Origin of the sequence: Methylobacterium pseudosasicola, assembly GCF_900114535.1 — a bacterium.
Taxonomy (GTDB): Bacteria; Pseudomonadota; Alphaproteobacteria; order Rhizobiales; family Beijerinckiaceae; genus Methylobacterium; species Methylobacterium pseudosasicola.
In genome coordinates this window covers 1-24,825 of the sequence record NZ_FOTK01000017.1, presented here as the reverse complement: position 1 = coordinate 24,825, position 24,825 = coordinate 1, and the positions used below count along the sequence as shown (strand labels likewise).

The following is a 24,825-nucleotide window of genomic DNA, read 5'->3' as shown; positions in this document are numbered from 1 at the left end:
GTCCCCGGCAGGCGGGTCTCGTCAATGCGAGACGGCCTCCAGCACCTTGCCGCGGGTCTCGACCCCGAGGGTGAGGACCAGCAGGGCGGCGATCAGGAACCCGCCGGCGCCGACCTGGAAGGCGGTGGCCGGGCCGTAATCCCGCACCAGCACCGGCACGATCATCGGCCCCAGGATAGCGCCGATCCGCCCGAAGGCCGAGGCGAAGCCGGCTCCCGTGGCCCGGGCGCGGGTCGGGTACAGCTCCGGCGTGTAGGCGTAGAGGCAGCTCCACATGCCGAACATGAAGAACTGCATCACGAAGCCGGCGACGAACAGCCCGGTCACCGCGAGGCCGGCGACGGTCAGTACGGGCTCGCCGCCGGCATTGCCGTACAGCCAGGCGGCGGCCGCAGCGCAGACGAGGAACAGGGCCGTGGTCGGCTTGCGGCCGATCCGCTCGAGCAACAGAGCCGCCGTGGCGAAGCCCGGGATGCCGCCGAGCGTGATCAGAGTCACGAAGCCCACCGAACCGACGATCGAGAAGCCGCGCTCCTTGAGCAGCACCGCGATCCAGGAATTGAGCCCGAAGAAGCCGATCAGCGCGAAGAACCACAGCCCGAACGCCATCACGGTGCGCATCCGGTAGGCCGGCGCGAACAGGGTCGCCACCGCGCTCTGCCGGCGGGCCGGGACCGCCTCCGCCACCGCGGCGGCGATCTGCGGGGTGACCGGGGGCAGGGGCCGGCCGGTGGCGCGCTCGACCGCGCGCTCCATCGTGGCCATCACGGCCTCGGCCTCCGCGTGGCGACCGGATTCGGCGAGCCAGCGGGGCGATTCGGGCATGTTCCGGCGCACCGCGAGCACCACCAACGACAGCAGGCCAACCACCACGAAGGCCCAGCGCCAGCCGAGATAGGGCAGCACGAAGAAGCTGATCGCCCCCGACAGCACGTAGCCCACCGCCCAGAACCCCTCCAGGATCGCGATGTATCGGCCGCGCACGGGAGCCGGGACGATCTCCGAGACCATCGCCTGCGCCACCGGCGCCTCGCCGCCGACGCCCACTCCGATCAGAAACCGGCAGGCCATCAGCACGGGCAGGCTCCAGGCGGTGGCCGCCGCGAGGCTCGCCAGGCCCCAGACCACCATGGTCACCTGGAACACCGCCTTGCGGCCGAACCGGTCGGAGGCGGTGCCGGCGACGATGTTGCCGACAAGCTGGCCCGCGAAGGTCATGGCGGCGAGCTGGCCGGCCTCCGTGGGGCTCAAGCCGAACGCCACCACGATCGAGCCGAGCAGGAAAGTCAGGAGCGCCACGTCGATCTGGTCGACCAGCCACGCCGAGGCGATGACCGCGAAGATCTTGCGCTGGTAGCGCGACATCGGCAGCCGTTCGAGGCGCGCGGCGATGTCCGAGACGACCGGTCGCCCGTCTCCCTGAGATGTGTCGGCCAGCGGCACGGCGGATCCTTCCTCGGCACCCGGACCGCGGCGCCCGCGATCCCGTTTCCGACCCGGTACAGCAGGCCCGCCCGCCGGAACAGGCGTGGCGGCGGATCGGCCGGCGATCAGGCCAGGCTGTCGGCGGCCAGGATCCGGCCTATCTGCCCGGGCGCCCCCGGACACTGGACCCACGATGGATGATGCTTCCTCGGCCGCGCAGCACGGCCGCTACCGCTACAGCGCCCTTCCGGACCGGCCGGCCTACGACTGGCCCGGGGGCAAGCGGCTCGCGGTCTATGTCGGGCTCAACCTCGAGACCTTCGATTTCGGCTCAGGGCTCGGGGCGGAGTTGGCGCCGGGCGGCCCGCAGCCCGACGTGCTCAACTACGCCTGGCGCGACTGGGGCAACCGGGTCGGAGCTTGGCGGCTGCGGGAGACCCTCGACGCCCTGGGCCTGCCCGCGAGCGTGCTGGTCAACAGCCGACTCTACCGGGACTGCCCGGGCCTGATCGAGGCGTTCCGGGCCCGGGGCGACGAGATCGTCGGCCACGGCCGCACCAATGCCGAGCGGCAGGGCACCCTGTCCGAGGCGGAGGAGCGCGCCCTGATCGCGGAGGCCACCGCGATCCTGACCCGGGAGGAGGGCAGGGCGCCCGCCGGCTGGCTCGGGCCCTGGATCTCGCAATCGCGGGTCACGCCCGACCTGCTGGCCGAGGCCGGCTACCGCTACCTGCTCGACTGGTGCCACGACGACCAGCCGACCTGGATGGCGACCCGGGGCGGCGGCCGGATTCTGGCCGTGCCCTATCCGCAGGAGCTGAACGACATCCCGGCCGTCGTCGCCCGCAAGGAGACCGGCCGCCAGTTCGCCGACGCGATCGTGGACGCCTTCGACGAGATGCTGGAGCAATCCGCCACCGCACCGCTGGTGATGGGCATCGCGCTCCACCCGTACATCGTCGGCCAGCCCCACCGGCTGCGGCCCCTGCGGGCGGCGCTCGGCCATATCGCGGCCCACCGGGACCGGATCTGGATCACCACGGCCGGCGCGATCGCCGCGGCCATCGCCTGACCGCCAAAGACGGGGTTTCCAAAGGGCTCAGCCCATTGGCGGGGGATCGGGGCAGAGCCCCGATGGACCAGGGCTCTGCCCTGGACCCGCAAAAGGTCGAAGACCTTTTGAATCCGGATTTGATCCGCTCAGTCGGGGATGGCGAGGCCGATCGACAGGCACAGGGCCGCCACGGCCGTCAGCGCCACGGCCGCCTGCCGGACCTGATGCCAGCGGGCGGTGCGGGCGCGTTCTTCCGGGCTGGCGCCGAGATGCAGCTCGTCGTCAAAGCCCTTCACGAAGGATTCGAAGCTCGGGAAGGCCCGCCGGGCGAGCCACAGCCACACGCCGACCGCGATCAGGCTGGCGATCCCGCCCCCATACGTAAAAGCATCGTCCAGCATTCGGCGCACGCCTACCAGCCCACGCCCCCCTCTTCGTTGTCTTTTACGATACGGTACTGGAATTGCCTAGATCACCACCCGATTTCGGCGGGCAACATTTTGTTTCCGGCCCGGTTCAGGCCGGCGGCCGGCCCAGCGCGTAGAGGGTGATGGCGGCCGCGTTCGAGACGTTGAGGCTGCGGATCGCCCCCGAGAACGGGATCCGGGCCAGGATGTCGCAGCAGGTCCGGGTCCGTTCGCGCAGGCCCTTGCCCTCCGCCCCGAGGACGATCACCAGCGGCCGGGCGATGGTGAGCGTGTCGAGGCTCGCCGGCGCATCGGAATCGAGGCCGATCCGGGTGTAGCCGCGCTCGCCCAATGCGATCAGCGCCTCGGCCAGGTTGCGGACAGTGACGAAGGGCACGTGCTCCAGGCCGCCCGAGGCGGATTTCGCCAGGACCCCGGTGGCGCCCGGCGCGTGCCGGACCGTGGTGACGATGCCGGCGACCCCGAAGGCCGCGGCCGTGCGGACGATCGCCCCGACATTGTGCGGATCGGTGATCTGGTCCAGCGCCAGCAGCAGGGCATCGGCCGGCAGGTCGTCGAGGCCGGGGGCGGGCAGGGGCTCGGCCTCGAGATAGAGGCCCTGGTGGACCGCATCCGGCCCGAGCAGGCGGCCGATCTCGCTCGGCCGTACCAGCTCGGGCGTGATGCGCAGGGCGTCGCCGAATTCCTCGGTCAGCCGGGCGGCGGCGTTCTCGGTGGCGAGCAGCCGGTGCAGCCCACGCTCGGCATTGCCCAGGGCCTGAACCACCGGGTGCCACCCATACAGCACGGCTGAGCCGTCGGCTGCTCCGGGTTCAGGTCGCGGGCCGGATCCTCCGGGGCGACCACCGGGCCGGAAGCCGGGTCGCGATCCGAAACGGGGCGGACCGCCCGGGCGGCCGTCATTGCGACGGCCGGTCATCGGAGCGCGATCGGGGAGGGAAGCATCGGCACGGCCTTCTCTGAATGGGTCGCGCCGAGAAACCGGGCGGCGCCGCTCGCGTCAAGCCGAGGCCGCCTGAAACGCCGCATCGCCGTCGAGCACACGATCGATTCCCTGAGCCTCTTTCCCATCGACACAGCGCCGGTCTGTGGATGGATCGGGTATATTCCCTTCAAACCAGGTGATTTTCGACGGAACAGGATGCGTTCTTCAGACCGAACGAGCGCTCCGTTAAGTAGGAAGATTATCAAGAAGGAATCTTTCAGAGAGTCAGTTCGGAAGACTATATGCAGTGGCGATTTCCCCATCTCGGTCAGCGGCTTGAGCCTGGTTTTCGTATCCAACTCTGCGCGGATGCGCATGCGACTCTGCGTGGTCGCGTATCGAAGTCTGCGCGGATCGAGCCGGCTGGCGTATCGGATTCTGCGTCGTTCCGTATCGGATTCGGCGCAGATTCCGGCTCCGAGCGGTGGAATGCGGGGACAGAATGCCGGACCTCCGGCGTATCGAACTCTGCGTTGGTCGAACGGCCCGATCCGCCCGTATGGAACTCTGCGCTGACACCGCCTCCGGGGCCGTGGGCGAACCCCTGGGGAAACGGGGATTGCCGGGACAAGCGTGATCGACTCCAAGCTTCGACCGGCGAATCATGGCATGGCAGGATCGGGCCGCCGCTTCGTCTCTCGGATGGCTGGCCCACATGCGGCTCGAGCTGAGGGGCGATGGGCATCGAGGAAAAAATCGCCGCGATCCATGATGCGGATCTGCGGGCCGAGATCGAGGCGGCACGCGGCGGCTTCCTGTTCGCCCAGATCGTCGAGCACGTGCTGCACCGCCAGCGCGAACGCGATGCCGAGGCTGCCGTTCTCGGGGAGCAGGAGCTTCGCCGCGCCCAGCTGTCGCGCGACCAGCGCCGCCGCGACGCGGTGCGCCTCGTCATCGAGAGCGAGCCGGCGCTGCCCTCGAGCCTGCAGCACATCCACTCGGTGCTGGCGCTCTGCGGCCTGCCCTATCGCGATCCCGGGCCGGTGCGCGAATTCTCCCGCACCTATGGGCGCAACTCGCTGAGCCTGATGGCCGGGCGGATCAAGGATCCGGAAACCGGTGCCTTCGAGCCCCAGGGGCTGCCCTACGGGCCGAAGGCCAGGCTCGTGCTGCTGCACCTCTGCACCGAGGCGGTGCGCCAGCGCAGCCCCACCGTGAAGGTCGCCGAGACGCTCTCGGGCTTCATGCGCGAGATGGGTTTTGCCGTGACCGGCGGCGAGCGCGGCACCATCCGGCAGTTCAAGGAGCAGCTGAACCGGCTGGCCGCCTGCACCATGCAGATCGGCCTGTGGGACGGGCGCGACAGCGCCACCACCCTCAACGTGCCGCCGTTCCGCAGCCTGGAATTGTGGAAGCCCCGGGCCGGGGAGGGCGAGGAGGAGGCGGGACGGACGGTGCGGTTCGATCTGGAATTCTACGAGACGCTGATCAAGCACGCGCTGCCGGTGGACGTGCGGGCGGCGCGGGCGTTTTCCGGCTCGGCGCGCAAGCTCGATCTGCTGTTCTGGACCGGCTACCGGCTGCGCGCCCTGCAGCGCCCGCTGCGGCTGACCTGGAACAACCTGCACGCGCAGTTCGGGGCCGAGAACGCCTCGATCCGCAGCTTCCGGCAGGCCTTCAAGGCCGATCTTGCGCATCTGCGCGAGGTGTTTCCCCGTCTGCCGATCGTGCTCGACGATGGCGGCCTGACCCTGCACCCGGCCGATCCGAGCACCCTGTTGGTGCCGCCGCGGCCGGCCTCCACGAAGAGAATGCAGGCTCGGCGGCAGGGAATGTAGCGCGTCCGGATGGAATGCCCTCAGGGCATTCCATATATTCCATCATGTTCTTATGAGGTTTGGGAACAGACCCACGAAACATATTCCCGGGGCGGTCGGAATGCGCTAGATGTTCCCTCATTCTGAAGGGAATGCCGCATGGGCCTGTCGGAGGACGAGATCGAAGCGCGGCTCGCCGCATTGCGCCGCCAGCGCGAGGCGCTCGACCGGGAAATCGCCGATCTCGTGCTCTACCTGGAACTCGGCCGGCGCTTGAGCGGGGCGGGGAGCGGACCGGCCCCTGCCGATCGCGGAAGGGGCGACGCGCCGGGGTCGCCCGCCCGGCCCGCGCCGGAGTCGCCGGCGGTCGCGGCCCCCGACACGCCCGTCGGGGCTAGCCCGCCGCGCGGGGCTCGGCCGGTCTCGGACCCGATCGGGTTCGAGGCCTGGGACACCCCACCGCGTGAGACCCGGCACGGCCCGCCGGATGGGGAGGCGGACGGGATTCCGCCGGCGGTCGCCTTCACGGAGGATGCGGCGGCCGCCCGCCGCTACGGCCGCGCGCTGGTGGAGGCGGCCTGCGCGGCGATCCGGGAGGCGGGCCGGCCGATGCATGCCGGCGAGATCCTGGAGATCCTCCTGGCCCGCGGCTTCACCCTGCCGGGGCGCGATCCGGTGGCGGCCCTGAACACCCGCCTGTGGAAGCGGTCCGGCCCGGGAGGCCCCCTGCGCCGCGTCGCCGAGGCCACCTACGCCCTGGCCGCGGAGTCCCGATCCGGGCAGGACCACGATCCGGAGGCTTGAGGGACGACGAGGCCGGCAGTCACAATGCCGTGACGCTCCGCGGCCCGGAGCCGACCCCGACCGGGCCTGACCCATATGGGGGACGCGCCGCCGCGCCACCGATTGTACGGTCCCGGATCGTCTCGATCGGGGCCGCTTGAGGATCGTGAACCATGCACAGCGACGCGCCATCCCGCGCGGTGACCCCATGACGGTGGCGCTCGCCGCACCGGCCGCGCAGGTCTGCGCCTTCGCGCTGGGCTGTGCGGTGATCCATGCCGCCCGTGGGCAGGCCGAGATCCTCACCCGGGTGCTCGCCGCCGCGGCGATCCTGGCGGCCGTCCTGGTGCTGCTCGTCGCCTCCCTCGACTACGCCCCGGAGGCGGACGCGGTCTTGGGCCCGAGCCCGGTCTCCGCGGCGTCCTGAACGACCCGCAGACGCCGGGCCGTCAATTGATCAGGCAGAAGCCGGCGCCGGTGCCGACGCGCCTGTCCTGGGCGCACCAGGGCCTGGGGGCCGCCCGGAGCGCCTCCTTGGGCAAGTCGGCCGGGATCCTCAGGGCCGAGGTGGTCTGGGCGGCCTCGGGCTCCGGGTGACGCAGCGCGAGGCTGTCGAGCAGGAGGCGGGGCTCTTGGTCCGGGAGCTGCGCATTCGCAACCGAGCTCGCCGCCACCGGCCGGGAGCCGTCGGTCCGCTCCTGCGCGGCCGCGGCCCCGGTCAGGACCAGGCAGGCGATCGGGGCCGCGAGGAACCTGAACATCGACGAAGCTCCCTGCCGAGGACGCGCATCCGGCGGATCCCAAGCTTACGGGGCGGCCGGACCGGGCGAGTGTGGCGCTGGCATCTTAAAAGGGCGCGAAGATTCAGGCTTAACCGGATGCCAAGATCCTGGATCGAAGGCTCTATACGCGCGGACAAAGTCGCCGGCCCGCTGGCGATCAATCGTCGGCGGACCAAGATAACCTGAGAGACATCCCGTCCGGTCGGCGCCTACGCCGCCCGCATCCGGTCCCCCGGCAAGGGCGACTGGGCCACCGGCATGTCCGCCTCGGCGATCGGCCGGAACCGCCCGGTGGTGCCGTCATAGGCCAGGAGCGCGCCGGACTCGATCTCGAAGAACCAGCCGTGCAGGCGCAGGGAGCCCTTGGCCAGGCCGACGGCCACGCTCGGATGGGTGCGCAGATGGGCGAGCTGCACCACCACATTCTCCAGAGCCAGCGCCCGGTGCCGCTCCTGCGGATCCATCCCCTCCGGATAGGCCTCGCAGACGATGCGCTCGGCGGCCTCGGCGTGGCGCAGCCAGGCCGCGACGCTGGGCATCTTCTTCGCGAGATCCGGCTTCATCAGGCCGCTCATGGCGCCGCAATCGGAATGGCCGCAGATCACGATGTCGCGCACCCCCAGGGCCACCACGGCGTACTCGATCGCCGAGGAGACGCCGCCGACCACGTCGGAGGCCGGGGGCACGATGTTGCCGGCGTTGCGGCAGACGAACAGGTCGCCCGGCCCGGCCTGGGTGATGTGCTCGGGCGAGACCCGGGAATCCGCGCAGGCGATGATCAGGGCGCTCGGGTGCTGACCGTCGCGCACGAGCTGCTGGTACATCTGGCGCTGGCCCGGGAAGACGCTGCCCTGGAAGCTGGCGATGCCCTGGATGATGCTGTTCACGGATGCGGTCTCTGCGGCAGGGGATAGGGCTGAGAGGGGTTCGGACAGGGGCACGCGGGATCCCCGCGAGCGCCGCACCGGCGCTGCGTGCTGGGTTCGTGCAGGGGGATGTGGGGGGATCGGAAGGCGGGTCGCCCGAGGGGCTCTGCGCGCATCATCCCGAAAGCAGGGTTCCGGCTTTCGGGATGATGCGGACGTCAAGGCCGCGCGCAGCGCCCGGATATTGGGTTCGGACGCTGCGCGCGTCGGTCTCGGATTGCGTCAGCGGCGGACGCGGCGCTCGACATGCCCGGACGCCCAATGGGGATCGATCACGGTGCGGCGCGAGACCGCGGTCCGGGCCCCGTCATGCACCATCGGGGCGCCGAGGAGCTGGCCGCTGCCCATCTGCTGCGAATGCAGAGAGCGCGGATCGTGGGAGGGATCACTGACATAGGAACTCATGTGCCCGCCGCCGGCGGCCTGCCGGCTGCCGCCGCCGCCCTCTCCGGCCTGCGCCGCCATCGGCAGGGCGAGGGCACCGGCCAGGAGGCCGAGGGTCAGGAAGCGCTGGGGGATCGTGCGCGTCATGTGAAGCTCCGCCTGTGTTCGTCATGCTGGCTCGGGACACCGCGTCCTGTGCCGATGAATTGAACATAGCCGTCGTCGTTCAAAGTCGATGTGCGTTCCAGCACAGTAAAAATAGGTAAAATTTAATCCATTCCGCCAATCTATTTGTGCGGAGCCGCACCTCGGCGCCGCGATATCTGTCGAGGGCCGGGATTAATCGGCGTCGTACGCCTGCACGCGGCATTCGCACCGCCGCGGCAGGGCGCGGCAGGAGTCGATCCGGATCGATGCCGGGGGAGGAGACCGGCTCAGTCGAGCCCGCGCCCGTGCCGGATGTCGCCCACGGGGCCGACCATCCGCAGGGCGGCGGGTTCCGGCCCGAGGGCGGCGGGCAACGGCGCGGCCGCCGCGTAGACGAGGCCATCCGGCTCGTAGGCCAGGGTGGCGCTGTCGCGTCCGGCGAAGCCGCGCTCCAGCAGGCGGGTGCCGAAACCCCGGCGCGACGGGACGGCGACCGGCGGCCCGCCGCACTCGCGCCAGGTCATCCGCAGGGTCCGGGTGCCGCCCGGCGCGGTCTCCAGCGCCCAGCCGAGCGCCGCCCGCCCGCCCGGGACCGAGAGGGCGCCGTACTTGACCGCGTTGGTGCACAATTCGTGCAGGATCATCGTGAGCGCGAGCGCCATCTCGGGGGGCAGGCGCAGGTCCGGGCCGTCCAGGGTGATGCGCGGTGCCGCGCCCTGGAACGGCCGAGCCGCCTGGTCGGCGATCCCCCGCAGATCGGCGCCGATCCAGCTCTCGCGGGTCAGGACGTCGTGGGCCCGGGACAGGCTGAGCAGCCGCGCCTCGAAGGCTTCGCGCCCGGCCTCGGCGCCGTCGCCGAGATTCTTGAGGCTCTGGGCCGCCATCGACTGCACGGTGGCGAGGGTGTTCTTCACCCGGTGGTTCAACTCGTCGACGAGGAGGCGATGGGCCTCCGCGCGCCGGGCGAGCTCGTCCGCCGCCCCCGTGAGGGCGTCGGCGATCATCGCGCCCTCGCGCACGATCGCCCGGGGCAGGGGCGGCAGCGGCGCGTCGCGACCCAGCGCCCCGGCGGCGACCGCAAGGTCCCGCAGCGGCCGGGCGATCAGGGCAGCGAGGAGCCAGGCGAGCATCGCCGCGGCGAGCGCCACCGCGCTGCCCGCGGCCAGGATGTTCCAGCGCAGGGCCGCCACCGAGGCCAGGGCCCGGTCCTCGGTCTGGCGCACCACCACCTGCCAGCCGAGGCCGGGGTAGTCGCGGTATCCGGTCGTGCGCGCGCTCGCGCTGAGATAGCTGGCGGTGCTGTCGGGCCAGGGGCCGAGCCGGCTCGTGCCCTGCGGGTCGAGGGGACGCCCGCCGGACAGCACGGTCTCGGGGAGGCGGCTGCCCTGGAGCGCGGCAGGCCCGAGCAGCACGGTGCCGTCCCGGGACAGGATCAGGATCTCGGCCCCGCCCCGGTGGCTGCGGAGCGAGCCTTCGAGGATGCGCGCCATGTCGCGCGCCCAGGTCCAGTCGAGATGGGCGGCGAGCACCCCGAGGAAGCGCCCATCCGGGGCCCGGACCGGGGTGGCGAGGTCGAGGAGGCGCAGGGGCTCGCGGGCCGCCGCGTCAGGCGTCTTCGGCGCCAGCACCGCCTGCAGGAGCTTGGCCGGATGGACGTCCCCGACGAACGGCCTTTCTCGGGCCCCCTGGAAATAGTCGCGGCCGGAGACGTCGGCCCCCTCCAGAGCGCCGGTGCTGGTGACCGCAATGCGCCCGTCCGGATCGATCAGCCCGATGATCGAGTAGGCCGGGTAGGTGGCCTGGAGACGCTCCATCACGGCGCGCTTGGCCTCGGTCCCGGTCCCGGGATCGCGCAGGCGGTCCGAGCCGGCGGCGATCTGGATGTCGCGCCAGCGCTCGAACATGCCGAGATCGAGGCTCCGCGCCATCTGCCCGGCGATCTCGGCGAGCTGGCCGCCGACCTCGGCCTCGAGCCGGCGCGTCGCCTCACGGCTCACCAGGATGGCCAGGGCCAGGGCGGCGAGGAAGCCCAAGGTCCCGAAGCCCAGGGCCAGCACCAGGCGCAGCCGCGGCACCAGCGGCCGCCGGCGGACGGGATCGGTCGGGGCAGCCGGATCGGCCTGCGATCCCGCCGCCGCTACAGGCCCGGATCGGGCGACCGCTTGCATCCGCTCTCCCCGGAACCCGACCGGCCCGCCCTCGGTCGAGACGGGCCGCGTCCGAGCCCGTCCGTCACAGCACGCGCGGGAGGGCTCAGCAAGGCCGTATCAGGACGAGCCATCGCGCGTGCAATCCTGTGTTGCACAGATGCGCCCTTACACGACCTCTCCACGACCCCTCCACCGCCCTTGCGCTCAGCCTCCGAGCAGCGCATGCGCCGCCCGCACCAGGATCCCGCCCGGCCGACGCAACTCGCCGAGCACCGAGAAATGCTCGGCCCCGGACACCGGCAGCAGGGGACCCGGTGCATGGGCCGCCGCCCGCAGGGCGTGCAGGTTGCGGGCGTCGTGGATCAGGGCCGGCAGCTCGCGGCTGCCATAGGCGACGCAGAGCGGCTTGCCCACCACGGGCAGGCGCAGGGGCGACAGGGTCTCGACCTCGGCTTCCGTGAGGCGCAGCTTGTCGTCGAGGGCGGTCTGGCGGATCGGGGCGAGATCGTAGACGCCCGAGATCGCGAGCCCCGCGGCGATTGCCGGGTGGCCGAGATGCAGGGCGGTCAGCAGCCCGCCCGCCGACCAGCCGGCCAGAACCAGGGGGCCGCCGATCCCGTGCGCGGGTCCGTGGCTACCGATCCAGTCGAGCGCCGCGCCGATCTCGGCCGCGATCCGGGTCAGGCTCGCCTCCGGGGCGAGGGTGTAGCCGACCATCGCCACCGACCAGCCGGCGGCGTTCGGTCCCTCGGCGAAGCAGGCGAACAGCTCCCGGGCGCCGCGCTGCCAGTAGCCGCCGTGGAGGAAGACCAGGGCGGGGGCCGAGGCGTCGCGGGCCGGGTAGAGGTCGAGGGCGTTGCGGGCGCCCGGGCCGTACGGGATGTCGAGGCCGGCCGGATGCGCGGCCCGGTAGGCGGCCGAGGCGGCGTCGCGGGCGGCCACCTGGGCGGCGCTGTCGGCGACCGCGCGGGTGTTGTCGTAGCAGGCGCTGCGGGCGTCCCGGTCGAGCTCGGCCCAGCGGCGGCGCGGATCGGCCGGGTTCGGGTCGTCCAGGCGGAAATCCAGAGCCATCGTGGGTTGTCTCCCGGCCTCCCGCCACACCATGACAGGCCGCGGGACCCGGGTCGAGGCGCCCGGCTCAGGGGGCAGCGCCCGGATCCTGAGCGCCGATCGCCCGCAGGGCGGCACGAGCCACCGCGACATCCTGGTCGCTGGCGCCGGAGCCGACCCCGATGCCGCCCAGGCAGACACCGTCGATCACGATCGGCAGGCCCCCCGGGAGGTTGGTCAGCCGGCCGCCGGAGGCGAGGGCGACCGTCACGGCGAGATCGGCGGGGAGGCGGCCGGTGGGCGCGCCGTTCGAGGCGGCGGTCACCGCCTTGGCGAGCGCGCTCTCGCGGGACAAGAGCTTGGCGCCGTCCATGCGCAGGAAGGCGAGCAGGTTGCCGTCGGCGTCGACCACAGCGACGTTCTCCGGCACGCCGATCGCCTCCGCGTGGGCGATTGCCGCCTGGAGGGCGGTCAGCGCCGCCGCATGGGTGAGCCGGGCGGCGGGACGGGTGGTGGCGGTCATCGCGGGCCTCGGCAACGGTCTCGGCGGGGGGGGCAGCGGGTCAGAAGCCGGGCCAAGCCCCCGGGATCGTGCCGCCGTAGCCCCAGCCGGTAAACGGCGGGGCCGCGACCCGCTCCCGCGTGGCCGGGGGAAGGGCGCGGGCGAAGGACCGGGGCGCCTGCCAGGCCCGCCAGCCCCGGAGCCGGTCGCCCTCGGCCCTGCGGGCCAGGGTTACGTCCATGTCGGACATTTGCCGGTGGCTTGGCTTCCGATGGAGCGATCGGGCCTCGGCCGGGGCGATCGCCAGCAGCACCGCCGTCGGCATCAGGGTCGCGAGGATCAGGGGGCGCATGGTTCGGGCTCGCAGGGCGCGGCGGGGCCTTCACCGGCAGCTACGCTGCGCCGCGCGCCTGGTTCCGGGGCAGGGCGGTTTTCACCGGTCCGAAGCTTGCGAAAACCTCGTAGGATGCGGGACGCCCTCCCCCGAGACCCCGCGAGCCGCCCGATGACGATCGCCGCCAAAAACCCCGCCGCGCAGGATCCGGTGGCGCTGCTTAAAACCCTCGTGGCCTTCGACACGGTGAGCGCGCGCTCGAACCTGCCGCTGATCGACTGGGCGGAGGGCTATTGCCGGGATCACGGCGCCGCCGTCGCCCGGGTGCCCGACGCCACCGGGACCAAGGCGGCCCTGCTCGTCAGCGTCGGCCCGTTCGCGACGCGGGCCGGCTACGTGCTCTCCGGCCACAGCGACGTGGTGCCGGCCGAGGGCCAGCCCTGGTCGTCGGACCCGTTCGTCCTGCGGGAGGAGGCGGGCCGGCTCTACGGGCGCGGCACCTCGGACATGAAGGGCTTTCTCGCCGTCTGCCTGGCGCTGCTGCCGGAGATGGTGGCGGCCGAGCTCGCGACCCCGCTCCACATCGCGATCTCGTATGACGAGGAGGTCGGCTGCCTCGGGGTGCGGCCGCTGATCGCCCGGATGCTGGAGCGGGGGCCGCGCCCGCTCGGCTGCTTCGTCGGCGAGCCCACCGGGATGGGCGTGGTGGTCGGGCACAAGGGCAAGTCCGCGGCCCGCCTCACCTTCCGGGGCAAGGCGAGCCATTCGGCCCTGGCACCGGCGGGCGTCAACGCGGTGGAATACGCCGCCCGCTTCATCGAGCATGTCCGGCTGTCCGCGGAGGCGATCGCCCGGGACGGGGCCCGCGACCCGCTCTACGACGTGCCCCACACCACCGGCCTGTCGAGCGTGGTCCGGGGCGGCACGGCGCTCAACATCGTGCCGGATGCCTGCAGCGTGGAATTCGAGTACCGGGCGATCGGCGCCGACGATGCCGGGGCGCTGGCGGCGTCCGCGATCGCCTACGCCACCGACACCCTGGCGCCGCTGATGCGGGCGACGGACCCGGCCTGCGGCGTCGAGGTCGAGCCGCTGATCGACTATCCCGGCCTCGACACCGACCCGGAAGCGGCGATCGTGACGCTCGCCAAGCGGCTGGCCGGGCGGAACGCGCACGGCAAGGTCTCGTACGGGACGGAGGGCGGGCTGTTCGAGCGGCTGGGCGGCGTGCCGGCGGTGGTGATCGGTCCGGGCTCGATCGCCCGGGCCCACAAGGCCGACGAATACGTGACCCGGGACGAGCTCGCCGCCTGCGCAGAGTTCGTCCGGCGGCTGATCCGGGCGTGCCGGGGCTGAAGATACGGCGAAGCGAAGCGCGGGCCGCCGTTCGAAGAGACTGCGAAGTCTGAGGCTATCTCGCCCGCTATCGGGGTTTCCTTCGAAGAATTGCCGAACCTCACGGCCGGCATCCCACGTGGGCGCGTCACGTCGAGGAGCGAGAGGCCAGATCGATCGCGACGCGATCGAGTCGGGATCCGAGGGCCGCAGGTCGCTGCGGTCTCACCACGGGATCCGTCCGAAGCGATCGATGAGCCGCTGATACTCCGCGTTACTCTCCTCCTTGGCCGTCCCACCCTCGCCGACATACGAGGTTCCGGATCCCGGATGCACGAGACGGTACACGAGCGGCAGGACGAAGCCGTGGCGCACAAGGTGGATGTTCGGGCCGCCGAAACGCAGAACGTTAGCCAGCCAGGGGCGGACCTGAAAAGCGTCCTGCATATTCGCCGGTGCCGTCGCCTCAACCAAGTGGGCGCGCCGTAAGCCAGTTTCGGCCAAGCGACCGAGCCATTCGTTGTCGTAGTGCCACTTCGAGGACGGATCGATCGCGCCGACCTTCTCGAATGTGCTGCGGCGCATGAGCCAACCAGAAGGCGCCGGAAAATCGTTGATCCGGACAGGCTCGTCGGTTTCGTTCACCTCGAGTTGAGTCGAGGAGACGAAGTCGAATCCGTCGAGGGCCCGGATGGCGACGGCGAGATATTGCGGCAGCCAGCGGTCGTCGTCCTCAAGGAAGCCGACGAAGTCCCAGTTGGCATCCACCGCCCGGATCGCCGCGTTCAAGGCGGGGACCTGGGCTTTGCATTCGCTCCGCACGAACGTGATTTGCGGATGGTCGGCGAGCCGAGCCGGAATCACGGTGTCCGCATCGACTCCGACGAAAAAATGGATCGTGAGCTGACTATTGCTGAACTCCTGAGCCGTTGCGCTCGCGACTGCATGCTCCAAGAAATAAAAATCTGATTTGCCGACCAGCGTCGAACGCTTGAGTCGGGATGGCGTAATGATTGCAATTTTCATTCTGATTCTCTTGAATTATTGCGAATAAATTTATGGAGCTGTCGCACGTTGCTTTTGAATCGATGCCTATCAATGGGCACGGCCATGTTCTTAGACGCTAATCAATCTGAAACAGCGTGGCTTTCGAGCTGTCAAGTTATATTTCATGATTTGTTTTTAATAAAATATCCGCATTATTGCAGTTATATACAAATCATCATTCCTTAAAATAAATGATTTTTCGATTTTTATAGCCATCACCTATTTGATATCGACCTATGTGTTGAGCACAATCGATGGCTCCGCTGTTGTTCAGAAGTCACCACGCTGCAAGATGCGCGACCAGCCGCCTAAGCCGGTGCGCTCGTCCTATTCCCGCAGGGCATTGCGGGCTGGAAGCTCTACGGCCGGCACCCGACAAGAAACCTTTGCCCCGCTCGCGGTTTGGAGGAACGGCGGGCCGCGGAGCCGGCACAGGAATCGTTGAAAAGCGCATGGCCAGCCTCAGCGTCGCGATCGCGTTCGGCGTCCGCCTGCTCCTGGTGCTGCTGTTCCTGCCGTTCAGCGCCCTGGACAAGATCCTCAACTTCAAGGGCGCGGTCGGCCAGGCCCGGGAGGCGGTGCACGCCACCGGGCCGGCGACCGTGCTGATCCTGATCGGGCTCGGGGTCGAGATCGGGATGTCGCTGTGCATCCTGACGGGCTTCGCCGACCGGGCGGCGGCCTTCGTGCTCGCCGGCTATTGCGGCGTCACCGCGCTGCTGTGGAAGCAGTTCTGGGCGCCCGGCGATTTCTGGGCGGGCGGCCAGGGCCGCGCGTTATTTTGGGATTTCTTGAAGAACTTTGCGCTGGCCGGAGGCTTCTTGCTGATCACCTTCGGGACCGGCGCCGGGACGGTGGAAAGCTTCTTCGCCGACCCGCTCGCCTCGTCCCACCCCTACGCGGTCCAGGCCGGACCTTAGCGCATCGTGCCGGATATCGGAACCGGCACGATGCGCCAGGTCTTTGATTTTGCATCGCCTTTTTCCGAAAGCCGGCACCCACCTTTCGGGGTGATGCTCGAGAATCCGAGTTTCCAAAGGGCCCCCGGTCCTTTGGCGGGGTTCGGGGCGCGAAGCCCCGAGAATTCCAGGGCCTCACCCCTTCGGCACGGTGGCGACCATCGAGGGCCGGGCCTCGAACACCGCGTACCAGGCGGCGGTGGCGGGGCGTCCCTCGCGCCAGGCGAGGTCGGGGAAGCGCAGGTCGAGATAGCCGAGCGCACAGGCGATCGCGACCGTGCCGATATCCAGGACCGGCATGTCGGCGACCAGGGTCTCGAACCGGTCGAGCGCCGCCGTGATCTTGCCGACCTGCCCGGCCTCCCAGGACTCCCAGCGCCGCTCTTCCGGGCGCAGGACCCGCTCGTAGCGGGTGAGCAGCGCGGCATCGAGCAGGCCGTCGGCCAGCGCCTGCCGGACCAGGGCGTCCCAGCGCGCCGCGCCCTCGGGGAACAGGCGCGGGCCGGCCGAGAGGCCGTCGAGATATTCGCAGATCACCCGGCTGTCATAGAGGGCGGTGCCGTCCTCCAGGACCAGGGCCGGGATCTTGCCGAGCGGGTTGTAGGCGGCGACCTCGGGGGAGGGGCCGGTCGGGGAGGCCCCGGCGACGGTGACGGCGATCCTGTCGATCAACCCGGTCTCGTGGGCCAGCACCAGCACCTTGCGGGCATACGGGGAGGCGGGGGAGTAGAAGAGCTTCATCGGACCGTCCCGGTTCGTGGCGACACCGGGACCTTGCACCGCTGGCGGCCGGAATCCAGCCTCCGACGCCGAAACCGGGTTTCCAAAGGGCTCAGCCCTTTGGCGGGGTCTTCGGGGCGGAGCCCCGACGGAGCTTCGCTCGACCCAGGGCTCCGCCCTGGATCCGCAAACGATCACGGATCTTTCGAAGCCGGGGCCTCTACCCTCAATCCATGTCGGCCGGAATGAACCGCAGCGTGCCGGCCCGGCGGGTTGGCTGGCCGGTGTCGTTGGTGTGGTTGACCCCGTCCATGACGGGCACCTCGGGGAAATCGAACGGGCTGATTCCGTCCAGGCACGCCACGTTCACGGCAAAGAGGTTCTGGTTCGAGCGCCGCTGGTGATGGGTGTAGATCCCGCAGCGGGAACAGAAGAAGTGCTGCGCCGCGCCGGTGTGGAAGCGGTAGCTGGTCAACGCCTCCGCGCCCTGCAGGATCTCGACCCCGCCCGCCTCCGCCATGGCGACGACGGCGCCGCGCATCCGGCAGTACGAGCAGGTGCAGCGGCGGATCGAGTCGAAGCCGTCGCCGAGCGTTGCCCGGAAGCGCACGGCACCGCAATGGCACTGGCCGGCATGGAGGGTCATGGTGCCCGGTCCCGTTCGGATCCCGTCTGCGCCCGGTCTTACGAGACGTGTCCGCTCGCGGTAGGACAAGGACAGGGTCGCCGACCGAGATCGGCGTCACCTTGGACGTAGCCCCGGAATCCGGGCCGGACAATCCATGAAAAGCTCGCGCGCTGTGTGAGGAAAACACACGCGACGGTCCGCGGATGCACGCGGGCGATCAGCGGCAAGCGTTTGAACCGCTACGCCTTTCTTGCCGCCGCCCCGGCCGGGCGAACGCTGATTGGGTTGCCAAAGTTTACACGCACTCTCAGGCGCAAACGGGCGGTGCCGACTTGATACAGACCAGATCGCGAGGGAATTCGCAGCCGTAAAGGTTCGCACGTTCATGCTAAGGTTGGTATGCCCTTGCAGATATAAAATATCTGAAGGATGGATTCGTTCGATAGCAGCGAAAAGCACATGAACTTATTGTCGAAATCCCTCAATCTCTCAAATGCTCGCCAAGAACATTTCAACCTGGTTCTGACCTTTTAGATGCAGGACCGCTTCTTCTTTTCCCCAGCGAGACAATTCCCTGTCGATGCGACCACGTCTGGTTGCATCAAATCGCCATACATCCCGCAGCAGTTCGATCGTGTTCCTGATGTTTCCTTCCTGACATCCGACAGGCAGGTCAGGTCGATTCCGAATCGCCGTGCTCCTCGAAATGACGCGGGCTGCGCAGATCAGACGGGGCGTATCCAGCCAAATGGTGAGATCGGCTTGAGGAACGCGCAGGTCAAATGTTCGAGCTGCATAGTTCCCTTCGCAAACCCAAGCATCCCCGCAAACAGCGCTCGCAACACGCTGCCGGAACAGGTCGGGATCAGCCTCTCGCCAGCCTGGCTCCCAGAAAAATTTGTCCAGGTGAACGACCGGAATTTGCAATCGCTCGCCGATCTTCCGTGCCAGCGTCGACTTACCGCTCCCGGCATTGCCCAGGACATTGATCCGCCTCATGCGATCGAGCGCCTTGGTGTCAGCCGGACAGCTGCCCCGCGGCGCTTATCCGTCATGCAGGGAGAGACCGAGGTGTCAGCCGGTGGTCCAAGTTCGCCAATCGGGGCAGAGGCGTAGCCCCGATCTTCGATACGGCGGATGGTGGTGCGGCCGCCGCCGGTCAGCTCGCCCGCACCACCACCTCCACGAGGTTGGCGCTCCCGGACCGGATCCCGGCCTCGATCGCCGGGGCGATGTCGGCGGCTCGGGTCACCCGTTGGGACGGCACGCCCATGGAGGTGGCGAGCGCCAGGTAGTCCACGCGCGGGTCGGTGAGGTCCATGGCGATGAAGCGGTTGGCCCGCACCGAGGCGTAGTGCGCCTGGCCCTTCATGAAGTTTTTCAGGATGTTGTACTCGGCGTTGTTGATCACCACGAAGGTGACCGGCAGTTTTTCGTGCGCCGCGGTCCAGAGCGCCTGAGGCGAGTACATCGCCGCCCCGTCGCCGACGACGCAGACCACGGGCGCCCGGTCGATGCCGAGCGAAAAGCCGACCGCGGCCGGCATGCCCCAGCCCAGAACGCCGCCGCGCATCGCCGCGTATTGGTGGGTGGAGGAGCTGTCGAGGAAGGTCCGCAGGTGGGTCAGCGTCGCGGGCGCCTCGTCGATGATCGTGGTCTGCGCCCCCACGGCCCGGGCCACCTCGCGGGCGGCGACGAGCGGCGCGATCACCGGATCGTCGAAGGCGGCGTCGGCCGCGGCGGCGAGCTTGGCCCGGCGCTCGGTCCGGGCCGTCTCCGCCTGCGCGCGCACCTCCGCGTAGGCGGCGGCGCGGCCGGCCACGCGCGGGGCCAGCAGCGGCAGCAGCGCGTTCAGGGAGGCCTGGATGTCGCCCACCGTCGACAGGCTGGTGGCGTAGGTGCGCCCGAGGTCGCGGACATCCGCCGAGAGCTGGAACACCTGCGTCCCCGGGGGCACCGCCGAGACCTCCGAGTAGAGGATGGTGATCAGCGATTTGCCGCCCAGCGCGAACACCGCGTCGTAGCGCCCGAGGATGTCGGCGATGGCGTCGGCCCGGGTCGGCAGGTTGCCGGCCCAGAGCGGGTGTGCGGTGGGGAAGGGGATGTGGGCCGGCCAGGACGAGCCGTAGACCGGCGCCGCCAGCAGGTCGGCCAGCGCCACAGCCTGGGCGGAGGCGTCCGAGGCGTCGATCTCGTCCCCGGCGATCAGGGCCAGGCGGCCGGGCGCGATGGCGGCGAGCCTTTCCGCCAGCTTGTCGAGGGAGCCCGCCACCGCCCGCTGGTCGATGGTCGAGGTCTCGCCCGCCGGTGTCGCGGTCATCGCCTCCATCACGTCCATCGGCAGGGACAGGAAGACCGGGCCGGACGGGGCGGCGCCGCAATCGTGGAAGGCGCGGCGCAGGAGCACCGGGATCTGGTCCGGGCTGGTGACCTCGCGCGCCCACTTCACCACCGGGTCGGCGATGGCGACGAGGTCGCCCATCAGCAGCGGGTCGGAGAGGGCGTGGCGCAGGTCCTGCTGGCCGGCCGTGACCACCAGCGGCGTGCCGCTGACCTGCGCGTTCCAGAGGGCGCCCATGCCGTGGCCGAGGCCGCCGGCGGTGTGCAGGTTGAGGAAGGCCGGCCGGCGCGCACCCTGCGCGTAGCCGTCGGCCATCGCCACCGCGGTCGCCTCCTGCAGGGCGAGGATGTAGCCGATGTCCTGCGCCTCGGTGAGCGCGTCGATCAGCGGCAATTCGGTGGTGCCGGGATTGCCGAAGATGTAGCGCACCCCCTCCGAGCGCAGCACATCCAGCAGCAGTTCGGCGCCTCTGCGGCTCCCGGCGGCGTCCACGGTCTCGATCGGCATGCGCAACCCTCCTCCGCCCCCCGGCGGAATCGCGGCTACGCTACCCCATGGCCGCGCCGCGACGAAGACCCGCAGGGCGGAATCGGGTTTCCAAAGGGCGAGCCCTTTGGCGGGTTGTCAGGGCGGAGCCCTGATGGAGCCGCGCGTTATAGCCCGATCGGCAGGAGGCCGGGCGCCAGAGCCGCGGCGGCCCTGGGGCCGTCCTTCGCCATGCGGATCGCCGTGCGGGCCAGGCGGTTGCGCAGGCGCCGGGCCCGCCAGAGGGCGCCCGTCTCCACGGCGAGGCCGCGGGCGTAGACGCTGGCGCGCAGGCTGCGGGCGTCGCAGGCCTGCTTGACCGGGTCGGCGTAGAACGCCGCGATTTTTTCCCGCGCCATCCCGGGGGTGGCGAGCCAGGCCGGCACGTGAACCCGGGCGAGCCGGTCGGCATCGGTGAGCAGCTTGCCGATCCCGGTGCCGGGGATCGGGCAGGCGGTCTGGAAGGCGTCGCCGATCAGCACCAGCCCGTCGCGCTCCACCCCGTCGGCCCGGGCGAGGTCGATCGGCCGGACCTCGAGGGGGCCGGACACCGACAGGTCCGGGCAATGCCGCGCCAGGTGAGGCATCATCGCCCGCAGGGTGGCTTCCGGGTCCCGCCGCAAGGCCGCGACCCAGGGCTCGCCGGGGTCGCGGTAGCAGAACAGGTTGGCGCGCATCACGTCGCCGATGGGGAACAGGGTCAGGTAGGCGTCGCGCCCGCCGAACCCCTCGGCGAAGTAGGTCATGGCCGGGAACGGAAAGGCGGCCCGCGGCGCCCCCATGTCGAAGCCGACCGCCAGGGAGTGGCGCGGGCTCAGCGCCCGCTTGGTGATGCCGGCCTTGGCGAGCAGCGCGTGGCCCAACCCGGTTGCGAGCACCACGAGGCGCGCCTCGATCCGGCGGCCGTCGCTCAAGGTGAGCGCCTGGCGATCCGGCCCGAGATCGAGATCGGCGACCCGGCCGACGGTCAGCAAGCCCTCCGGCAGGGCGTCCCGGGCGGCCCCGACCAGGACGGGATAATGCGCGCCCCATTCGCGGGCGGCCTCCCGGTAGGCGAGGCGGCCGTAGCGGACCACCGCGACCTCATCGGTCCGCGTCGTGCAGGCGGCGAGCGCTTGGCCGAAGCCGAGTCCCTCGAACAGGGCCATCTGGTCGGCCCCGAATTTCTCCGCCCGGAAGTCGCGCCGCGCCTCGCCGCGCCCGGCCTGGGCGTCGATCAGCGCGACCCGGGTCCCGGCGCGGGCGAGCGCCCCGGCGAGGCAGCTCCCGGCCAGCCCAGCCCCGACCACGGCCACGTCGTAGCTGTCCACCCCGCTGCCCATCGCTGTCATCCGAAAGTCGTCCCGTCCGCGGCGTGAGGTTCTCAACGCGCGAAATCGCACACATGGCAGCGATCACGATTTTCGTAAAGCACGTACGTAATTTTTCAGCGCCTGGAAACATGCGGTTACATGGCGACATCGAAATCTCTAAATGGGTTCATCTTCTGATTGAAATACGACACCTCATCCGGCTCGATCCGACTCCCGGAACTGCACGGGCTCAACCCCGCAACGCCGCCACGAAGGCACGCATGAACGGTGGCAGGCCGTCGAGGTCGCGCAGGCACAGGGTCAGGTCGCGGCGCGCCCACGCATCCGAGAGCGGCACCACCGCGATGGCGAGCCCTTGCGCGGCCCGGGCGGCGGCGCTCTCGGGCAGCACCGCGAGCCCGACCCGGGCCTCGACCAGGCGGCAGACGGCGTCGAAGCCGCGCAACTGCACCCGCAGGCGCATCGGCCGCCCCTCCCGCACCGCCTGGGCGACCAGGAACCGGCTGATCGCGCTGCGCCGGTCGAGGCCGACGAGGTCGTGGCCGAGCACCTCCACGAAGGCGATATCGGCGCGCGCCGCCAGGGGATGGTCCCGGGCCGCCACCAGCACGAACCGGTCCTCCCGGAACGGGAAGGTCTGGAGCGAGCCGGTATCGACCGTGCCGGACAGGATGCCGAGATCGGCCGCGCCCTCGGCCACCAGCCCGACGATCTCCTCGGAGGTGCGCTCCTCGATCTCGACGCCGATCCCGGGATGGGTGGCCAGGAAGGCCGAGAGCGCGTCGGGCAGGAACTCGGTGAGCGCGTTGGTGTTCGCCAGGACCCGGATCTGCCCGGCCGCGCCGCCGGAGAACACCGACATCTCCTCGCGCAGGCGCTCGACGCCGGCCAGGATCTCCCGGGCATGGGTGAGCAGCGTGCGCCCCGCCGGGGTCGGGCTGACGCCCTGCCGCCCCCGGGTCAGGAGCGCGGCGCCGAGGGACTCCTCCATCAGCCGGATCCGCGTCGAGGCGGCCGCCAGGGCGAGGTTCGCCCGCGCCGCCCCGTGGGTGATCGAGCCGGCCTCGACCACGTGCCGGAACAGGCCGAGATCGGTGAGATCGAACCGCATCATCGCCGAAGGTCCTTTCCGGAAGCGGCATCGCCCGGTCCATCCGTCCGGTGACGACGACGCGAGACGGTATCGCCGCCCCGCCGGCCTGTCAGCGTTGCCGGACGGACGCGCCGCCCGCCTCCGTCCCAATGCCCAGGCGTCAAAGACGCCAGGACAGATCGAAAACCACCACTACAAGATCCATGAAAATCTGAAACTGGACAATTCGATTTATATTCACGCCATAAAAATCAACGCTACCTGATTAATTCATGAGATTATCAAGCAAGATATAGCAGAGCCGATACTTATTTATTCGCGGAGATCAAATTTACCGTCCAACGCGAGCGCGAGAACATTTACTCCCCTTTAACGTGCAATATTACAAATGTGTCACATCGTCGAAGAGACCTTCCGCATCGAGGACGGCACCTTCACCCGCGATCGTCACGGATCGGATCATGACCGCTTTCAGCCCGATGGATCCGATCTTGGAACGCCACGGCTCTCCGTGCCCGCGAGCTCCCGAGAGCGCGGCCCCGACACCCCGCCGATCCCGCGCCGGGCACGCACCCGCGGAGCGAGACAAGACGCCATGATGGACGCGCTTCTGGTTGACGATAGCGCGACCATGCGCCGACGGCTGCGCCAGATGCTCGAGGCCAAGCCCGACGTCAGCGTGACCGACTACGCCGACCCGGCCGCGGCCCTGGTCGAGGCGCAGATGCGCGCCTTCGATCTGGTGCTGGTCGATTACCACATGCCCGCGATGGACGGGATCGCGTTCATCCAGCGCATGCGCACGATCCCGCACTACGCCCAGGTGCCCATCGCGATGGTCACCAGCGACATCTCCGACGCGGTCCGGCTCGCCGCCCTGGAAGCGGGGGCGACCGACTTCCTCGACAAGTCCATGCGGGGCGTCGAGCAGACCGTGCGGCTGCGCAACCTGATCCGCCTCGCCAAGGCGGTGCGGCGGCTGGCCGAGCAGGCCGCCTGGCTCGACGGCGAGGTCGAGGCCGCCCTGCGGCACATGCGCGAGCGGGAGGAGGAGATCATCTTCCGCCTGTCCCTGGCGGTGGAGTATCGCGACAACGACACCGGCGACCACACCTGGCGGGTGGCCCGCTACAGCCAGATCGTGGCCGAGGCCCTCGGCCTGCCGGCGGAGCTGTGCCGCAACCTGTATCTCGCGGCGCCGCTGCACGATGTCGGCAAGGTGGCGATCCCGGACGGCATCCTGCTGAAGCCCGGCCGGCTCGATCCGGACGAGTTCGCCCTGATCAAGACGCACGCGACCATCGGCCAGCGCATCCTGGGCGGCAGCTCCTCGGAGCTGATCCGGCTGGCCGCCGAGATCGCCGAGGCGCATCACGAGAAATGGGACGGCAGCGGCTATCCGAAGGGGCTTGCCGGCACCGAGATCCCCCTGGCCGCCCGGATCGTCGCGGTGGCGGACGTGTTCGATGCCCTGACCACGCAGCGGCCCTACAAGGAGGCGATGTCCTTCGAGGCGGCCCTGGCCTGCATCCGGGCCGATAGCGGCCGCCATTTCGATCCGGCCTGCGTGGAGGCCTTCTGCGCGCGCTGGCCGGATATCCGCGTGGCCGGCGGCCAGGAGCGGGGCGCAGTCCGGCCGGGCTCGCGCGCCGTCACAGAGCCCTGGGCCCGGGTGCCGACCCTGCTCCGCGAGATCGCCGCCGAGACGCCCGTCCTCGCGGGCCGGTTCGTGGACGAAGCCCCCACCCGCAGACGCCACGGATGACGCCACGGGAACGGGCATCGATCGATGACAATCCCGGTTTCAAAAGGTCCGAGACCCAGCCCTTTAAAGGTGTTGGGATTCATCTGCGCGCGAGGCGTTTTATCAATGGGATCAAGCGCTTCGAACCGCACAGCCAAGGTCCGATGGCATGCGCCCATCTCTCGCCAAGGTGACAGCCGAGAAGGCAGCGCGGCGGCAGGCGATGGGTCGCCGAGACCTATCCTTCCTTCACGGATCCCAAGTTTCCGCAGACGCTTCAGCCCCCACCCTGTCATCCCGGGGCGCCGCAGGCGAGCCCGGGATCCAGATCCGCCGACGGCGCAAGTCGTTGATCCGACACTGGTTCTGGATCCCGGGCTCCGCTTCGCGGCCCCGGGATGACGGGGTTGTTT

At 70.1% G+C, this 24,825-nt stretch carries 25 protein-coding genes; 8 read left to right on the top strand and 17 right to left on the bottom strand.

Going from position 1 to position 24,825, the window contains the following annotated elements:
* Positions 1–21: 21 nt before the first annotated feature.
* Positions 22–1,443 (bottom strand): MFS transporter, encoded by a 1,422-nt coding sequence (locus tag BM228_RS16940; RefSeq protein WP_092042517.1) that lies wholly within the window; start codon positions 1,441–1,443, stop codon positions 22–24.
* A gap of 175 nt (positions 1,444–1,618) precedes the next feature.
* Here BM228_RS16940 and BM228_RS16935 point away from each other — a divergent pair, with 175 nt between their 5' ends.
* Positions 1,619–2,497: a polysaccharide deacetylase family protein gene (locus BM228_RS16935; protein ID WP_092042515.1), complete on the top strand. Its 879-nt coding sequence runs from the start codon at positions 1,619–1,621 to the stop codon at positions 2,495–2,497.
* Positions 2,498–2,625: 128 nt separating this feature from the next.
* Here the strand turns inward: BM228_RS16935 and BM228_RS16930 are convergent, their stop codons facing one another.
* Entirely contained in the window at positions 2,626–2,880 is a 255-nt protein-coding gene (locus BM228_RS16930) for a hypothetical protein (protein ID WP_092042513.1), read from the bottom strand.
* 115 nt (positions 2,881–2,995) lie between these two features.
* Positions 2,996–3,826, bottom strand: a complete 831-nt coding sequence (locus BM228_RS16925) for a TrmH family RNA methyltransferase (RefSeq protein ID WP_244537175.1) — start codon at positions 3,824–3,826, stop codon at positions 2,996–2,998.
* A gap of 743 nt (positions 3,827–4,569) precedes the next feature.
* Here BM228_RS16925 and BM228_RS16915 point away from each other — a divergent pair.
* The 3 genes from BM228_RS16915 (at position 4,570) to BM228_RS16905 (ending at position 6,859) form a co-directional block, all read left to right on the top strand.
* Positions 4,570–5,670 (top strand): replication protein RepA, encoded by a 1,101-nt coding sequence (locus BM228_RS16915; protein ID WP_092042510.1) that lies wholly within the window; start codon positions 4,570–4,572, stop codon positions 5,668–5,670.
* 138 nt (positions 5,671–5,808) lie between these two features.
* On the top strand, positions 5,809–6,453 hold the full coding sequence (locus BM228_RS16910; RefSeq protein ID WP_092042509.1) for a winged helix-turn-helix domain-containing protein: 645 nt from the start codon (positions 5,809–5,811) through the stop codon (positions 6,451–6,453).
* Positions 6,454–6,640: 187 nt separating this feature from the next.
* Positions 6,641–6,859 (top strand): hypothetical protein, encoded by a 219-nt coding sequence (locus tag BM228_RS16905; RefSeq protein ID WP_092042507.1) that lies wholly within the window; start codon positions 6,641–6,643, stop codon positions 6,857–6,859.
* A gap of 22 nt (positions 6,860–6,881) precedes the next feature.
* Here BM228_RS16905 and BM228_RS16900 read toward each other — a convergent pair whose 3' ends face one another.
* The 7 genes from BM228_RS16900 to BM228_RS16870 form a co-directional block, all read right to left on the bottom strand.
* Complete coding sequence (locus BM228_RS16900) at positions 6,882–7,193, bottom strand: hypothetical protein (protein WP_092042505.1); 312 nt, start codon at positions 7,191–7,193, stop codon at positions 6,882–6,884.
* A gap of 230 nt (positions 7,194–7,423) precedes the next feature.
* Positions 7,424–8,101 (bottom strand): carbonic anhydrase, encoded by a 678-nt coding sequence (locus tag BM228_RS16895; RefSeq protein ID WP_092042504.1) that lies wholly within the window; start codon positions 8,099–8,101, stop codon positions 7,424–7,426.
* A gap of 261 nt (positions 8,102–8,362) precedes the next feature.
* A complete protein-coding gene (locus tag BM228_RS16890; RefSeq protein WP_092042502.1) occupies positions 8,363–8,671 on the bottom strand; it encodes a hypothetical protein in 309 nt (102 codons plus the stop codon).
* Between the two features lie 287 nt (positions 8,672–8,958).
* On the bottom strand, positions 8,959–10,839 hold the full coding sequence (locus BM228_RS16885; RefSeq protein WP_092042501.1) for a sensor histidine kinase: 1,881 nt from the start codon (positions 10,837–10,839) through the stop codon (positions 8,959–8,961).
* 186 nt (positions 10,840–11,025) lie between these two features.
* Entirely contained in the window at positions 11,026–11,892 is an 867-nt protein-coding gene (locus BM228_RS16880) for an alpha/beta hydrolase (protein WP_092042499.1), read from the bottom strand.
* Between the two features lie 67 nt (positions 11,893–11,959).
* Positions 11,960–12,394, bottom strand: a complete 435-nt coding sequence (locus tag BM228_RS16875) for a GlcG/HbpS family heme-binding protein (RefSeq protein WP_092042497.1) — start codon at positions 12,392–12,394, stop codon at positions 11,960–11,962.
* A gap of 40 nt (positions 12,395–12,434) precedes the next feature.
* The gene (locus BM228_RS16870) at positions 12,435–12,725 is read right to left on the bottom strand and encodes a hypothetical protein (RefSeq protein ID WP_092042496.1); all 291 of its coding nucleotides are present in this window, start codon (positions 12,723–12,725) and stop codon (positions 12,435–12,437) included.
* Between the two features lie 153 nt (positions 12,726–12,878).
* On the opposite strand from BM228_RS16870, the gene argE reads away from it, so the two are divergent.
* Positions 12,879–14,063 (top strand): acetylornithine deacetylase, encoded by a 1,185-nt coding sequence (gene argE, locus BM228_RS16865; RefSeq protein WP_092042494.1) that lies wholly within the window; start codon positions 12,879–12,881, stop codon positions 14,061–14,063.
* A gap of 204 nt (positions 14,064–14,267) precedes the next feature.
* Here argE and BM228_RS16860 read toward each other — a convergent pair whose 3' ends face one another.
* Positions 14,268–15,068, bottom strand: a complete 801-nt coding sequence (locus BM228_RS16860) for a glycosyltransferase family A protein (protein ID WP_092042492.1) — start codon at positions 15,066–15,068, stop codon at positions 14,268–14,270.
* Between the two features lie 473 nt (positions 15,069–15,541).
* On the opposite strand from BM228_RS16860, the gene BM228_RS16855 reads away from it, so the two are divergent.
* A complete protein-coding gene (locus tag BM228_RS16855) occupies positions 15,542–16,009 on the top strand; it encodes a DoxX family membrane protein (protein ID WP_092042491.1) in 468 nt (155 codons plus the stop codon).
* A 174-nt stretch (positions 16,010–16,183) separates the two neighbouring features.
* Here BM228_RS16855 and BM228_RS16850 read toward each other — a convergent pair whose 3' ends face one another.
* The 6 genes from BM228_RS16850 to BM228_RS16825 form a co-directional block, all read right to left on the bottom strand.
* On the bottom strand, positions 16,184–16,789 hold the full coding sequence (locus BM228_RS16850; RefSeq protein ID WP_092042489.1) for a glutathione S-transferase: 606 nt from the start codon (positions 16,787–16,789) through the stop codon (positions 16,184–16,186).
* A gap of 205 nt (positions 16,790–16,994) precedes the next feature.
* Positions 16,995–17,414: a GFA family protein gene (locus tag BM228_RS16845; RefSeq protein ID WP_092042487.1), complete on the bottom strand. Its 420-nt coding sequence runs from the start codon at positions 17,412–17,414 to the stop codon at positions 16,995–16,997.
* A 471-nt stretch (positions 17,415–17,885) separates the two neighbouring features.
* Entirely contained in the window at positions 17,886–18,395 is a 510-nt protein-coding gene (locus tag BM228_RS16840) for a P-loop NTPase family protein (RefSeq protein WP_092042486.1), read from the bottom strand.
* A 160-nt stretch (positions 18,396–18,555) separates the two neighbouring features.
* Positions 18,556–20,244 (bottom strand): thiamine pyrophosphate-binding protein, encoded by a 1,689-nt coding sequence (locus BM228_RS16835; RefSeq protein ID WP_092042484.1) that lies wholly within the window; start codon positions 20,242–20,244, stop codon positions 18,556–18,558.
* Positions 20,245–20,390: 146 nt separating this feature from the next.
* A complete protein-coding gene (locus BM228_RS16830; RefSeq protein WP_244537174.1) occupies positions 20,391–21,584 on the bottom strand; it encodes an FAD-dependent oxidoreductase in 1,194 nt (397 codons plus the stop codon).
* A gap of 220 nt (positions 21,585–21,804) precedes the next feature.
* Positions 21,805–22,689, bottom strand: a complete 885-nt coding sequence (locus BM228_RS16825; protein ID WP_092042481.1) for a LysR family transcriptional regulator — start codon at positions 22,687–22,689, stop codon at positions 21,805–21,807.
* Between BM228_RS16825 and BM228_RS33805 the strand changes: the two genes are divergently transcribed.
* Together BM228_RS33805 and BM228_RS16820 are read left to right on the top strand one after the other, a co-directional pair.
* Positions 22,670–22,933: a hypothetical protein gene (locus tag BM228_RS33805; protein WP_139234103.1), complete on the top strand. Its 264-nt coding sequence runs from the start codon at positions 22,670–22,672 to the stop codon at positions 22,931–22,933. The two genes, BM228_RS16825 and BM228_RS33805, sit on opposite strands and share 20 nt — an antisense overlap.
* Positions 22,934–23,266: 333 nt before the next feature.
* Positions 23,267–24,433: an HD domain-containing phosphohydrolase gene (locus tag BM228_RS16820; RefSeq protein WP_092042629.1), complete on the top strand. Its 1,167-nt coding sequence runs from the start codon at positions 23,267–23,269 to the stop codon at positions 24,431–24,433.
* Positions 24,434–24,825 lie beyond the last annotated feature (392 nt).

Excerpts from the sequence above, each read along its gene's own strand:
- BM228_RS16935 (WP_092042515.1), top strand. The coding sequence starts at position 1,619 with ATGGATGATGCTTCCTCGGCCGCGCAGCACGGCCGCTACCGCTACAGC.
- BM228_RS16930 (WP_092042513.1), bottom strand. The coding sequence starts at position 2,880 with ATGCTGGACGATGCTTTTACGTATGGGGGCGGGATCGCCAGCCTGATC.
- BM228_RS16925 (WP_244537175.1), bottom strand. The coding sequence starts at position 3,826 with ATGACCGGCCGTCGCAATGACGGCCGCCCGGGCGGTCCGCCCCGTTTC.
- BM228_RS16915 (WP_092042510.1), top strand. The coding sequence starts at position 4,570 with ATGGGCATCGAGGAAAAAATCGCCGCGATCCATGATGCGGATCTGCGG.
- BM228_RS16910 (WP_092042509.1), top strand. The coding sequence starts at position 5,809 with ATGGGCCTGTCGGAGGACGAGATCGAAGCGCGGCTCGCCGCATTGCGC.
- BM228_RS16905 (WP_092042507.1), top strand. The coding sequence starts at position 6,641 with ATGACGGTGGCGCTCGCCGCACCGGCCGCGCAGGTCTGCGCCTTCGCG.
- BM228_RS16900 (WP_092042505.1), bottom strand. The coding sequence starts at position 7,193 with ATGTTCAGGTTCCTCGCGGCCCCGATCGCCTGCCTGGTCCTGACCGGG.
- BM228_RS16890 (WP_092042502.1), bottom strand. The coding sequence starts at position 8,671 with ATGACGCGCACGATCCCCCAGCGCTTCCTGACCCTCGGCCTCCTGGCC.
- BM228_RS16885 (WP_092042501.1), bottom strand. The coding sequence starts at position 10,839 with ATGCAAGCGGTCGCCCGATCCGGGCCTGTAGCGGCGGCGGGATCGCAG.
- BM228_RS16880 (WP_092042499.1), bottom strand. The coding sequence starts at position 11,892 with ATGGCTCTGGATTTCCGCCTGGACGACCCGAACCCGGCCGATCCGCGC.
- BM228_RS16875 (WP_092042497.1), bottom strand. The coding sequence starts at position 12,394 with ATGACCGCCACCACCCGTCCCGCCGCCCGGCTCACCCATGCGGCGGCG.
- BM228_RS16870 (WP_092042496.1), bottom strand. The coding sequence starts at position 12,725 with ATGCGCCCCCTGATCCTCGCGACCCTGATGCCGACGGCGGTGCTGCTG.
- argE (WP_092042494.1), top strand. The coding sequence starts at position 12,879 with ATGACGATCGCCGCCAAAAACCCCGCCGCGCAGGATCCGGTGGCGCTG.
- BM228_RS16860 (WP_092042492.1), bottom strand. The coding sequence starts at position 15,068 with ATGAAAATTGCAATCATTACGCCATCCCGACTCAAGCGTTCGACGCTG.
- BM228_RS16855 (WP_092042491.1), top strand. The coding sequence starts at position 15,542 with ATGGCCAGCCTCAGCGTCGCGATCGCGTTCGGCGTCCGCCTGCTCCTG.
- BM228_RS16850 (WP_092042489.1), bottom strand. The coding sequence starts at position 16,789 with ATGAAGCTCTTCTACTCCCCCGCCTCCCCGTATGCCCGCAAGGTGCTG.
- BM228_RS16845 (WP_092042487.1), bottom strand. The coding sequence starts at position 17,414 with ATGACCCTCCATGCCGGCCAGTGCCATTGCGGTGCCGTGCGCTTCCGG.
- BM228_RS16840 (WP_092042486.1), bottom strand. The coding sequence starts at position 18,395 with ATGAGGCGGATCAATGTCCTGGGCAATGCCGGGAGCGGTAAGTCGACG.
- BM228_RS16835 (WP_092042484.1), bottom strand. The coding sequence starts at position 20,244 with ATGCCGATCGAGACCGTGGACGCCGCCGGGAGCCGCAGAGGCGCCGAA.
- BM228_RS16830 (WP_244537174.1), bottom strand. The coding sequence starts at position 21,584 with ATGGGCAGCGGGGTGGACAGCTACGACGTGGCCGTGGTCGGGGCTGGG.
- BM228_RS16825 (WP_092042481.1), bottom strand. The coding sequence starts at position 22,689 with ATGATGCGGTTCGATCTCACCGATCTCGGCCTGTTCCGGCACGTGGTC.
- BM228_RS16820 (WP_092042629.1), top strand. The coding sequence starts at position 23,267 with ATGGACGCGCTTCTGGTTGACGATAGCGCGACCATGCGCCGACGGCTG.